Annotated in this window: 8 protein-coding genes and 1 pseudogene; 7 read left to right on the plus strand and 2 right to left on the minus strand. The window is 67.2% G+C overall.

Features of this window, described 5'->3' with window-relative positions:
* Window positions 1-36: 36 nt before the first annotated feature.
* A pseudogene (locus FB461_RS08315) lies at window positions 37-381 on the minus strand (DUF6766 family protein); the annotation flags it as partial.
* A 252-nt stretch (window positions 382-633) separates the two neighbouring features.
* Here FB461_RS08315 and FB461_RS08320 point away from each other — a divergent pair.
* Genes FB461_RS08320 through FB461_RS08330 form a run of 3 tightly spaced genes read left to right on the plus strand, consistent with a single transcriptional unit; the run spans window position 634 to window position 3,807 of the window.
* Window positions 634-1,833: an alcohol dehydrogenase catalytic domain-containing protein gene (locus FB461_RS08320; RefSeq protein ID WP_142121014.1), complete on the plus strand. Its 1,200-nt coding sequence runs from the start codon at window positions 634-636 to the stop codon at window positions 1,831-1,833.
* Entirely contained in the window at window positions 1,833-2,336 is a 504-nt protein-coding gene (locus tag FB461_RS08325) for an SRPBCC family protein (RefSeq protein WP_142121016.1), read from the plus strand. The genes FB461_RS08320 and FB461_RS08325 overlap by 1 nt, the downstream gene beginning before the upstream one ends.
* Window positions 2,329-3,807, plus strand: a complete 1,479-nt coding sequence (locus FB461_RS08330; RefSeq protein ID WP_142121017.1) for a phytoene desaturase family protein — start codon at window positions 2,329-2,331, stop codon at window positions 3,805-3,807. The genes FB461_RS08325 and FB461_RS08330 overlap by 8 nt, the downstream gene beginning before the upstream one ends.
* Window positions 3,808-4,007: 200 nt before the next feature.
* On the opposite strand, the gene FB461_RS08335 is transcribed toward FB461_RS08330, so the two are convergent.
* Window positions 4,008-6,560, minus strand: a complete 2,553-nt coding sequence (locus FB461_RS08335) for an ATP-dependent DNA ligase (RefSeq protein ID WP_142121018.1) — start codon at window positions 6,558-6,560, stop codon at window positions 4,008-4,010.
* 107 nt (window positions 6,561-6,667) lie between these two features.
* On the opposite strand from FB461_RS08335, the gene ku reads away from it, so the two are divergent.
* The 4 genes from ku (at window position 6,668) to FB461_RS08355 (ending at window position 12,426) form a co-directional block, all read left to right on the plus strand.
* On the plus strand, window positions 6,668-7,576 hold the full coding sequence (gene ku, locus FB461_RS08340) for a non-homologous end joining protein Ku (RefSeq protein WP_142121019.1): 909 nt from the start codon (window positions 6,668-6,670) through the stop codon (window positions 7,574-7,576).
* Window positions 7,577-7,734: 158 nt separating this feature from the next.
* The gene (locus FB461_RS08345; RefSeq protein WP_246046175.1) at window positions 7,735-8,616 is read left to right on the plus strand and encodes an MFS transporter; all 882 of its coding nucleotides are present in this window, start codon (window positions 7,735-7,737) and stop codon (window positions 8,614-8,616) included.
* 273 nt (window positions 8,617-8,889) lie between these two features.
* Complete coding sequence (locus FB461_RS08350) at window positions 8,890-10,854, plus strand: hypothetical protein (protein ID WP_142121023.1); 1,965 nt, start codon at window positions 8,890-8,892, stop codon at window positions 10,852-10,854.
* A 96-nt stretch (window positions 10,855-10,950) separates the two neighbouring features.
* Window positions 10,951-12,426 carry a hypothetical protein gene (locus tag FB461_RS08355; protein WP_142121025.1) on the plus strand — a complete coding sequence of 492 codons (1,476 nt, stop codon included), beginning with the start codon at window positions 10,951-10,953 and terminating at the stop codon, window positions 12,424-12,426.
* Window positions 12,427-12,450: the final 24 nt, after the last annotated feature.

Below are 12,450 nucleotides of genomic sequence, written 5' to 3' on the forward strand. Positions count from 1 at the left end.
CCCGCTGAAGGATGACTCGATGACCATCCCGTAGCGCTACTCCGACTCGATGGCCGTCTTGTGGTTCGGCAACCCCACTGGCTTCGATTCGCTGGAACCGCGCTGCCGCAGGTAGATCGAGAAGGCGACCATGGCGCCGACCGCCAGGAACTCCGACTGCCAGTTCTGCAGGGTGCGGTTCCAGAACTCGGGAGACATCACGTAGTCGAGCCACGACTGCGGCGCCTGACCGTGTAGCGCGTTCTGCTCGTTCGCCACGACGCGTCCGGCAACGGATTGCGCGAACCACGAAAGCAGGAATATCGCGCCCATCACGATGAGCAGGGAGTTCGAATACAGCCACAGCCTGATCCCTCGGACGCGCGCCCACGCGGGCGAGTCGGGGCGGGCGGACGATGATGGTCATCCACGACCAGAACGAGAAGAGCATGCTTCCGGACCTGCGCGACTTCGCTGTGTTGCCCATGCCGTCAGAATGCGCGCAAACCTCAGTGCTCGCGACCTGAGCCGAATCGCGTCGCCGCCGCGACCAGCACGGATACGTTCGCCGCGCCGTTCCGCGCGGATGAGGCAAGGATGGAAGGAGCGGGGCGCGCACATGGCGGAATCCCGATCTAAAGCCAGGGGGCGACGATGAAAGCGGTGACATGGCAGGGCAGGCGCAATGTCGAGGTGCAGGAGGTGCCCGACCCGCGGATCCTAAAGCCGACGGACGCGATCATCGAGGTCAGTTCAACCGCGATCTGCGGTTCCGACCTGCATCTGTACGAGATCCTAGGGCCCTTCCTGGACCAGGGAGACATTCTTGGACATGAAACCATGGGCACCGTCGTCGAGACCGGCGCGGACATCCATCGACTGCAGGTCGGCGATCGAGTCGTCATCCCCTTCAACATCTCCTGCGGCGACTGCTTCATGTGCGGGCAGGGACTTCAATCCCAGTGCGAGACCACCCAGGTGCGCGATTACGGCAGCGGAGCCGCGCTGTTCGGGTACACGAAACTGTATGGACAGGTGCCAGGCGGGCAGGCCGAACTGCTCCGGGTTCCCTTGGCCGACTACAACCACGTCAAGGTGGGGAAGGATCTGCCCGATCACCGGTACCTGTTCCTGAGCGACATCCTGCCCACTGCCTGGCAGGGCGTGGAGTACGCCGCCGTTCCTCCGGGCGGGACGGTCGCCGTGATAGGCCTCGGACCGGTCGGGCAACTCGTCGCCCGCGTGGCCGCCTGGCGCGGCTATCGGGTGCTCGCCATCGAACCGGAGGCGGCTCGCAGGGCGATGGCCACCCGTCACGGCATCGACTCGTTCGATCTCACGGACGACATCGCCGAGCAGGTGATCGACCTCACCGACGGCCGCGGCGCCGATGCGGTGATCGACGCCGTCGGCATGGAGGCGCACGGGAACCCTGGTGTCAAGGTGGCTCAGCACGCCATCGGATCGCTGCCCGACGCGCTTTCCCGGCCACTCATGGAACACGCTGGAGTGGATCGCCTCGCGGCGTTGTCGCTCGCCATAGAAATCGTGCGACGCGGCGGGACCATCTCCCTGAGCGGCGTCTACGCCGGGATGGCCGACCCGCTGCCGATGAAGACACTCTTCGACAAGCAGATCGCGCTGCGCATGGGACAGTGCAACGTGAAGAGATGGACGGACGACCTGCTGCCACTCGTGGAGGACCCAGCCGATCCGTTCGGCATCGACGACCTCGTCACCCATCGAGCGCCGCTCGCGGCGGCAGCCCGGCTGTATGACGTGTTTCAGCGGAAGACCGACGGGTGCGTCAAGGTAGTGCTCGATCCGCATGCCACCGATCCCGCGGGAGCCTGATGTCGACCATAGTCCGGGAGATGCACTGCGCTCCGGAGACCGTCTTCCGGGTGCTGCGCGACGGCTGGCTGTTCCCCGTCTGGGTGGTGGGCGCCTCTCGCATGCGCGACGTCGACGCGGCCTGGCCGGAGCCAGGGACGGAACTGCGCCATTCGGTCGGAGTCTGGCCGTTGCTACTGAACGATTCCACCACCAGCATCGAATGGCACGAGCCGCGACGCATGGTACTGAATGCTCGCGCGTGGCCGGTGGGGATCGCGACCGTCACGATCGAGGCCAAGGCCTCGAAGAAGGGCTGCCTGGTGCGTATCGTGGAGGACGTCGTGAGCGGACCCGCGAAGTTCATCCCTCGCCCCCTCATGACGCTCGCGCTGGGCTGGCGCAACACCGAGACCCTGCGCAGACTCGCCTTCATCGCGGAGGGGATAGCCGCCGGTGCCGAGGACTCGATCGCTGAGGACCTCGGACGAGGCAAGCATGTGAGAAGGTTCGACCATGCGTGAGCGACAGGGCCCCTTCGAGGTAGACGCCGTCGTCGTCGGCGCCGGACCGAACGGGCTGGCCGCCGCAGTGACCCTGGCCCGGGCCGGACTGAAGGTACACGTCTTCGAACGCGAACAGCTTCCCGGGGGAGGTGCCGGGACGCGCGAGCTGACATTGCCGGGCTTCCGTCACGACGTGTGCTCGGCCGTGCACCCGCTGGCGTTCGAATCCGCCTTCTTCCGTGCCTTCGAGCTTCCTCGCCGAGTTGAGTTCGCCGTCCCCGAGCTCTCGTTCGCGCACCCGCTCGACGATCGGCCGCCCGGCCTGGCGTACCGCGACCTCGGCCGAACGCGCGCTCGGCTCGGCGCGGATGGCGATGCTTACGCCCGGCTCATGGGATCGCTCGCCGCGCACACGAGCGCCGTCGCGGAGTTCACCGGCGGGCCACTCGTCCGCATCCCCCCCGACCTGGCAATGGCCGCGCGCTTCGGAATGAAGACGCTGGAGCAGGGCACCCCGGCGTGGGGCGCGCGCTTTCGCGAGCCGGTGGCACCCGCAATGCTCACGGGCGTGATGGCGCACTCCATCCTGCGGTTGCCGGGACTGGCGGCCGCCGGGTCCGGCCTGGCGCTCGCCGCCTACGCCCATGCGCGCGGCTGGCCGATTCCGCGGGGTGGGAGCCAGGCCATCATCGACGCCATGGTCGATGACCTCAAGGCGCACGGCGGGGCACTGACGACCGGAGTCCACGTGAGCACGCTCGACCAGTTGCCCCGCTCGCGCGCGGTGCTACTCGACGTGACCCCGCGCGCGTTCCTGACGATGATCGAGGACGAGTTGCCCGCGTCCTATCGGCGGGCCCTCACCAGATTCCGCTACGGCAGTGCCGTGGCCAAGGTCGACTTCGCATTGAGCGAGCCCGTTCCCTGGCGCGACGCCGAACTGCGCGAGGCCGGGACCGTGCACGTGGGCGGCAGTCGAGCCCAGATCAAGGGAGCCGAGCGCGCCGTGGCGCGCGGGCGGCATCCAAGGAACCCGTATGTGCTCGTCTCTCAGCCGTCGCTCTTCGATCCGACTCGGGCACCGGCGGGCAAGCACACCCTGTGGACGTACACGCACGTTCCCGCGGACTCGCCGGTGGACCGCGAGGAGGCGATCATCGCCCAGATCGAGCGGTTCGCCCCGGGGTTCCGCGACACGATCCTCGCGAGCGCATCCCGGTCGGCGATCGAGGTGGCGCGAGGCAACCCCAACTATCCGGGCGGGGACATCGCGGCCGGGACGCCGGACGTGCGCCAGCTGCTGCGCCGTCCCGTCGCGAGACCCGACCCGTGGCGCACTCCGCTGGCTGGCGTGTACCTGTGCTCGGCGTCCACCTCGCCCGGTCCGGGCGTGCACGGGCTGGCCGGGTGGAACGCGGCCCTCAGCGCGCTCAAGCACGAGTTCGGGGAGCGCACCGCGCCCGACCTGTCTCGCGATCCGGCGCACTAGCCTGCGCATCTGCCGAGCCAAACTCGTGGCGGCACCCGCCGCTCCCTCCGTGCTCGCACCCGCCGCACCGCGCCCTCTCGCATCTACCGCACCCGGCCACCTCGCGTCCAGTCCCCTCGCACCCGGCCACCTCGCACCCGGGCCGTGCCAGCACCCACCGCACCCGGGCGGAGCCCCGCGGGCAAGCGGAGCGCTCGCGATCACTCCTCGCGCACCACGTCTTCAGGGTCTTTGTCGGGTCGCCAGCCGCGCCATGACGCCTGCCTGAGCCGGCCGTCCCCCGTCCATTCGGCGAACTCGACCTCGCCGACCAGCTGCGGACTCACCCAGTTGGCGTCGCTCGCGTCAGCCTTAGGCACGTCGGCAGCGGGCGAGGTCTTGCGGGCAAGTGGCCGCAGGCGCGCCGCGAAATCGGCCGCGTCGGCGTCAGAGAATCCCGTACCGACCCGCCCCACGTATCGCAGCGCCCCGCCGTCGTTCACCCCGAGCAGCAGCGAGCCGACCTTGCGCTTGCCGGGTCGCCAGCCCACGATCACCACCTCCTGCGTCCGGTGAAACTTGAACTTCAGCCAGGACTTGGACCGGCGTCCCGCCGCATAGGCCGAGGCACGCTTCTTCGCCAGGATGCCCTCCAGGTGCAACTCCCGAGCGCGGTCCATTCCCTCCCTCGCGCTGCCTTCGAACACCGGGGGCACCAGCACGCTCGCCGAGGTAGCCACGTGCTCCAGCAGCATGGAATGGCGTTCTGTGTACGGGAGATCGGTCAGATCCTGTCCATCGAGGGCGAGCAGATCGAACACGACATAGCGGATCGGCGGCCGCGGCCGGTCAGGATCCGAGCGTCGCTGCAGAAGCCCGAAACTCGGATACCCGCGAGCATCCAGCGCGATGATCTCGCCGTCCAGCACGGCGGTGCGGCCATCCAGCAGGCTCGGCAAGTCGGCGAACTCCGGAAAATCGAGTTCGATTCCGTTGCGGCTGCGAAGATCGACGGCCTTACCCACCGCGGCGATCGCGCGAATGCCGTCCCACTTCATCTCGATCGCCCAATCGGCCGCATCCGCGTCGACCTGCCGCAGTTGATCAGCCGTGCCGAGCGTGGCCAGCATCGGGGAGATGGACGAGTTCTCCCGGCCACCCGCGGACCGTGATCCCGTTGCCGCCGGTCGCGCCGATCGAGCGTCCGCCGGTCGCGTCTCCGCTGGTCGCGGTTCGCCCGCTGGTCGCGCCGATCGAGCGTCCGCCGGTCGCGTCTCCGCTGGTCGCGGTTCGCCCGCTGGTCGCGCCGATCGAGCGTCCGCCCGGTGATCGGTCGCGTCTCGAGGCGGACGAGCGGTCGGCCGTTCACCGGCGCCTTCCGGTTCCATCCGGTGGATCAGCCAGTTCTTCTCCTGGCCGCTGAGATGCGCGCTGATCAGGGCGACCTTGACGGGATCGCCGCCGAGCCCGCCGTCCGGTTGGCCGTGCAACGTGGCCACCACCTCCCCGGCTGACCATTCGCCCTCGAACGTGCCGTGATCCCACACGTCAACGTGGCCGGCTCCGTACTGTCCCTTCGGGATGTCGCCGGCGAACGTCGCGTACTCGATCGGGTGGTCCTCGACGTGCACGGCCAGGTGATTCCCCTCACTGGGCACGCCCTTGGGCAGGGCCCAGCTGACGAGCACGCCATCGTGCTCGAGCCGGAAGTCGTAGTGCAGGCGGCTGGCGGCGTGCTTCTGGATGACGAAGATGGGCGCCGTGGCCGATTCGCGCGCGGCGACCAGGTCCGGCACCGGTTCGGGTGTTGCCGCCGCACTGCGCATCGACCGGTAGACGGTCAAACGGTCTGGCTCGCCCTCCTTGTCGTCACCGGAAAAGTTTGCGTCCCCCGCTGCGGCGGCGGCCTCGTCCCTACCCAGCAGCGGCCGCGCCGCATCCCCGCGCCGGGCCAGGATGCCCCCCACCTCGTTGAATTCGATCTGCCGCAGATGCGGGGAGCCGATCTCGCGCCACGTCCTCGGCATTGCGACCGTGGGGCGCCGGCGCCCGCGAAGCGAATAGGGGGCGATGGTCGTCTTGTTGGCGTTGTTCTGGCTCCAGTCGATCAGGACCTTGCCGCGCCGATCCACCTTCCGCATCGTGCTGATCACCAGATCCGAATCCGCCTCAATGGATCGGGCGAGCTCGTGGGCTAGGTCGTTGATCTGCGCCGACGTGTGCGAGCCATCGAGCGGCGCGTACACGTGAATGCCTTTGCTTCCGGACGTGACGGGCACGAGTTCGAGGCCCATTCCCTCGACGATCTTGCGGACGAGTCCAGCGACCTCGACGCATTCCGGCAGCCCGGCGCCCTCGCCCGGGTCGAGGTCGAACACCATGCGGTCGGGGTTGCCCGGTTCCCCGTCTGGATTGAACCGCCACTGCGGCACGTGGATCTCAAGGGCCGCCATCTGCGCCAGCCACGTGAGCGTCGCGGCGTCGTTCACGAGCGGGTATGTGACGTCGTGGTCCTTATGATGCTGGACCTGGCGCGGTATCCAGTCGGGCGCATTGCCGAGTTCCTTCTGGAAGAACACCTCGCCCGGGGCATCCTCCGTGCCCACCCCGTGCACCCAGCGCTTGCGTGTCGCGGGCCGGTCCGCCGCGTAGGCGATCAGGTACGGGGCGACCTCGTTGTAGTAGGCGATGACGTCGCCCTTGGTCGTGCCGGTCGATGGGTAGAGGACCTTCTCGGGATGCGTGACCCGCACGTCCTTGCCGTCGATTTCCATGAATCCCCCTGCGGTGGCTGATACTCGTCACGCTAGACCGGCCCGTTTCGACTCGCCACCGGCAGGTTCGGGTTGCGGCCCGCACCGACTTGCAGTGCGATGGGCAGATGCGGGCCATTGGAAAACGATCGATCTCCTTCGGATTGGTGAGCGTCCCGGTCAAGATCTATACCGCGACGCAGGACCACGACATCGCCCTGCACCAGGTGCATGACGAGGATCACGGGCGGATCCGCTACGAGCGGCGCTGCGAGGTGTGCGGCAAGGTCGTCGAGTTCGAGCACATCGAGCGGGCCTACGATGCGGGACAGCGCACGATCGTCCTGGAGGACGAGGACCTAGCGGAGTTGCCCGCGGCGAGCCGGGATGACATCGAGGTCATCGAGTTCGTGCCCAGCGATCAGGTGGATCCGATCACCTTCGAGCGCAGTTACGTGCTCGAACCGGAGAAATCCGGGGTGAAGCCGTACGTGCTGCTGCGACGCACCTTGGAGCGGACCGACCGGACGGCGATCGTCCGGTTCGCGCTACGCCAGAAGACCCACCTCGGTGCGCTGCGAGTGCGCGAGGGGGCGCTCGTCCTGCAGCAGATCATGTGGGCGGACGAGTTGCGCGACATCGACCTGCCCGCCCTCGACGACCCGCCGCGCGTGAGCGCCAAGGAACAGGAACTGGCCGACGCGCTGGTGCACAGCCTGGAGGCGGACTTCCGGCCCGAGGAATTCCGGGACGAATACCGCGATCAATTGCAAGAACTCATCGACGCCAAGCTCGAACGCGGCGACAGCGTGGACACCGCCGCCACCTTCGGCGAGGCGGAGCCCGCGGACTCCGGCGGCGGGGCCCCCGAGGGCGTGATCGACCTCATGGAAGCGCTGAAGCGCAGCGTGGAGAAGTCGCGCGGAGCCCAGGGGGCGAAAACCAAGAATCGCGCCGCCGGTAAGCCGAAGAGCGCGGGCACGGGGAAGAGCGCGGGCAAGTCCAAGGCGGCGAGCAAGCCGAAGCGAACCGGGTAGGGGCGCTGAACCGGCAGTTCGAGCCCACTATCGCCAGAGCGTCGTCCCTCTCACTGAAGAGGCGGGCCTGCTCTTTCGCGCAGGCCCGCCTCAGAGGATTCGCGGCCTTCACGCTCGGCTCGGCAACGGCCGTCTACAACCTCGCGCGCCAGGCCTACCTGACCGAGATCACGCCGCCCCTGCGCCGCGCTCGCGTCCTTTCCACGCTCGGCGGGTTCCACCGCATCGGCCTGTTCATCGGGCCGTTCCTGGGCGCGGCCGTGATCATGCTCGGCTCGGTTCAATCGGTCCCTTGGCTGGGTGTCGCGTGTTCCGGGGGGACGGTGATCCTCCTCGCATTGCTGGGCTCCGAGGCGGGTCGGGAGGGCTCGTCCACGGTGATGGACGAGTCCGCCCCCGCCCCGCGGACCACAGCCGGGCTGAGCGTCTGGGAACTGGCCGTTCGCTACCGGGGCATGTTCGCGCGACTCGGCGTGGCGATCATGCTCGTGTCCGCGGCGCGGGGCGCACGCCAGTCGGTGGTGCCGCTGTGGGCCGAGCACCTGGGACTGCATGAGAGCACCACGTCGCTGATCGTCGGCATCGCGGGTGGGCTCGACATGCTGCTGTTCTATCCGGCAGGCAAGCTGATGGACCGGCTGGGACGTCTGTGGGTTGCCGTGCCGTCGATGACTCTCATGGCTTGCGCGACGGCGGCCATCCCGCTGACCGGAACTGCAGTTGCCCTCGGGGTAGTCGCCGCGATCCTCGGCTTCGCCAACGGAGTCGGATCGGGCATCGTCATGACGCTCGGCGCCGACGTGGCACCGCCGGACAATCGGGCGCGATTCCTGTCGCTGTGGCGGCTCTGCCAGGACAGCGGAGAGGCGGCTGGACCGCTCGTACTCTCCGCCGCTACGGCACTCGGATCGCTGGCGGCGGGCATCTGGATCGCCGCGCTCGCGGGCGCCGGCGCGGCTGGCAGTCTTGCGCGGTGGGCGCCGCGCTACTCCCCGCTGGCAAATTTGCGCTCGCGCAAGTCGATTTCGGCTGTTCCGTAAACCACCGCGCTAGCGACGCGCCTCCCGATGGCGTTGCCGATCGCCTCCCGTGAGCCCGAGGTGCTGCGGCGCCTCCTGCGGGATCTCGCCGGGAGTGCACGCGGGTGCCACTGGTGCCGTACTGGGTGCAGGAGTGACCAGGACGTGGCGGGTTCGCTTTGGGGAGCGAGCCCGCCATTTCCCTATTGGGCCAGGTCAGAGCCCTGTATGCCGATAGGGATTCACGAATGGCGATTTTCCACGTATTCTGACGCCGACCCGAAGGAGGGCGTCGTGGGCCACGCAGGCTTGATCATCATGAGGACGGACACGCATGTGCGGTTCTTCGATGACCACTCGCAGGCGCGCGTGAGCCACGCGATCGTGGACGGCCCCGCGGGCACCACTCTGCACATGCGAGAGAGCCGGGCTTATCTTGGTGAACTTTCGGACTGCGTCTCCGCCCTGCGTCACGCCGAGAGCTGCCTGCTGATCAACGTGCCGCGCCGCGAGGTGATCTGGTTCGACTACTCGTTCGATTCGTCGCTGCCGCGCCTCGTGAATCACCTGCTCGAACTGAACTGGCCGGGGTGGCAGGCCGTGTGGTCCCCACTCGGGATCGGTCCGATAGCGGCTCGACTCGGGCTGGACGCCGAACCTGTTCTCGACGACCAGCCGATCGGCTGGCGAGTGGCAGATCTGCTGGGTCCGGCCATAGATCCGGTTTCGCCCATGCCGATCAGCGTGAGCCTCGCGGACGGTTTTGTGTCGTGGCGTTCCGAGCTGGAAGCGGACCAGCTCGCGCTCTTGCCCCCTGGGGCGATACTCGACTTCGCGCGGGATCACCGGCATCGCACGGGAGATGGGTGGGGGCTGGACCTGCGCCATCCGGACTATACGCTGTGGTGCGGTCTGCATATGGACGAGTCCTCCCGGACCGTCTACTTCTGGACTGCCGAGCACTTCTCGTCGATCGATCGCCTGTTCGCCACGCACTGGCCCGGCTGGCGTTTCGTGCTGATCGGCGACTTCTACGAATGGCACGAACTGCGCGGCGTCGTGCTGCGACGGGATTGGTACGAAGACCTCGCGAAGGTCCGGCAGGATCTGACCGGCCAGCGCGCCGCGGGCGGCAGCAGACTTCTTCGCGCGGCTCTTGCCGAGGTGAGTTCTCTCGAATCCCGGGCCAGCCCGCTGCCACCGGCCAGCTTCATCGATTCGACGGGCAGCGTTCAGCGCCCCGACTACGACTGGGATCACACCGATCCCCGCTTTCTCGAACCGGAATCCCGGGCCATCGGCGAGCCGCCGGACACGCCTCGCCGTTATTCGCTCGCGCAGGTCTTCGAGGATCAAGTGCGCCTGCATCGGAAACGAGAGGTCCGCGGGGACACGAACTACGACTCCCCGCACAAGGACGGCTGGTTCTTCGATCTGCAGGGCACGCTCTCGCCGCGGGCTGCCGCTCTGGGCGAGGCGCTACGCGGTATCGGATTCGCCGGTCGCGCGATCGAGACGACGGATGCCTCGCTTCCCGGCCAGGTCTCGCTCGGCATTGAGTTGCGCAGCGGGCATTGGCTCGGCCTGCAATGCTTCTTCGCGGACGAGCCCGCCGACGTCAACTTTGTTCGCGTCGGTGAAGACGTGAATCTGCTGGCGGGTCTGACCCGGGTCGTGACGGTCATGGTCGAGGAACCGGTCGCGCCTGGGACGACGCGAGTCCACCGCATCGTGCGTGAATTCATCAGCGCGCAGGACGATCCACCGCAGCCGCTCGGCTATCAGTATTCCGGGGGCATCTTCTTGAACGACCTCGAACCCCAGTCCGCCCGGCCGTTTCGCACGCTCCTGCGCGGATTGTGGGAGACATGCTTCCACGCCGATCTGGTCGAGGTGTTTCGCGACTGGGCCGATGGCTGCGGCGCAGGATTCGAACTGAGGCGCGTCGACACCGACGTGAGCGGTGGCAGGCGCCTGGTGCGACTCGAGTTCGCCGGCGGATCGTGGGGCGATGACAGCGTCTGGGTCGAGCTGCCCCTAAGCGGCGACGAAACAGCAGTCCGTCTCATTCCGTCGGCCGCGATCGGGCTTGAGCGCGATTTAGACGCGATCGTCGAGGAACTCATCGAGGGCCTGGGCCTGCTCACGGGCGAGGATATGGATCCGACCCGCTGGCTCGCCCTGCAGCTCACTGAAGCCGCTCACGACGCCTACTACGGACGAGTCCAGCAGGGGGCCTTCCGCCCCTCGGCGCGCTAGCATCCCGGATGCGAGCTCCTTGACCCTCGCATAGCGTCATGGGAAACAAGCGGATGTGTCGACGCCGGGAGGGGCACCATGACGTTCGGTAGAAGAATGAAAGCGGCGAGTCTGGCCGTCAGCGTGATGCTGCTGAGTTCCATGACGATGGCCGGGACCGCGCAGGCCAGGGAAGTGGTCGTTGCGCGCACTGCGGAGATCTCGTTCTCCTACGGCGACCCGCCCGTCGGATCGCCGAAAGTTGAGTCGGTGCAGGTGCGCCAGGACGTCACGGCATCGACCGTGACCTCGACCATCAAATACGAAACGGTGGTGCCCTCGGGCGACATCACGGACACCCAGGTCTACTTCGGCACCTTCGACGGAACGGTATGCCGGGCGAGTTTCGCCATGGCCGGCCGGCCGGGACAGTCCGGCCATCACGCCGCGTTCCTACCGAGCACGGCGGTGACCTCGTCCATAACCGTGAGCGGGACCACGACGACGGTGCGGGCGTCGGGAAATGCAAAACTCGGCAGCACGAAATGGACCTGCGTCTATTTCGTGACGGTGAAGGAAGGCACGTCGTATCAGACGGGATCGTGGGAACGGCTCGATGAACAGAGCGTCGAGATTCCCGAGCTGGCAATTCAGACGGACGCGACAGTCGCGGCCAAGAACGGCAAATGGGCCAAGGTGAAGGTCAAGGTGCAGAACGCCTCGCGCGCGACCGCCAAGAACGTGACGGTGAAACTGAGCGGATCAAAGTTGAAACTCTCGGCCAAGACGGTCAAGTTCTCGTCGATCGGCCCCTGGAAAGTCGTGACCAAGACGATCAAGGTGCGGCTGACCGGAAACAAGACGCGCAAACTCAAGATCAAGGCGAACGTGCCCGGCGGAGTGGGGGATTCGTCCTCGGTTCAGGTGCTGCGCTACAAGAAGACGACCACGCTCAAGTCGCTGGCCGGCCGCTACTTCTGGGGCGCCGACTCGAGCCTGGACCAGGCCTGGCAGCCGCGCGGCGTGTACTTCGTCAACAAGAAATGGGCATACGTCGGCGTGCCTGCCAAGGGGCTGCCGAAGAAGTGCAAGACGAAGAAGAAGGAGTGCCAGCGCTACACGTACAACGCCAAGACAGGCAAGGTCAAGGTCGGCAAGTCCAAGGGAACTGTCGACTCTAAGGGCTTGAACCTGAAGGTCGACAAGGCGAACAAGTACTACTGGCCGGCGCAGGCCCCGAAGAAGGGATCGCGCCTGCACGTCTCCCTGAGGCACCAGGGGGCCAGCGGCTGTGGCTACGGCTTCGGCAAGATCTGCCACACCTATACCTGGTACCTCACCCTCGGCAAGAACGGAAAGTTCAGCGAGGCCAGCCAGTCGACGACGAATTGGAGCGTGCCCACGGACGGCTGGTATGTCGGCAGCAATGACACGAAGGGCAAGTACCGGATACTCGGCGGCGGGCGCATCGAACTGAAGTACGCCAACGGCAAGAAGGTCATACGGACCATCGCGGTCTTCACCGACGCGCGCGAAAAGCCGTCGCCGCGCTACGAAGGGCTGCTGCTCGGCGGGACCAAGTACTACTACTAAAGGGTCCATTGCCTGCGACGTCGA

The sequence above is a fragment of the Rarobacter faecitabidus genome (assembly GCF_006716265.1).
Lineage (GTDB): Bacteria > Actinomycetota > Actinomycetes > Actinomycetales > Cellulomonadaceae > Rarobacter > Rarobacter faecitabidus.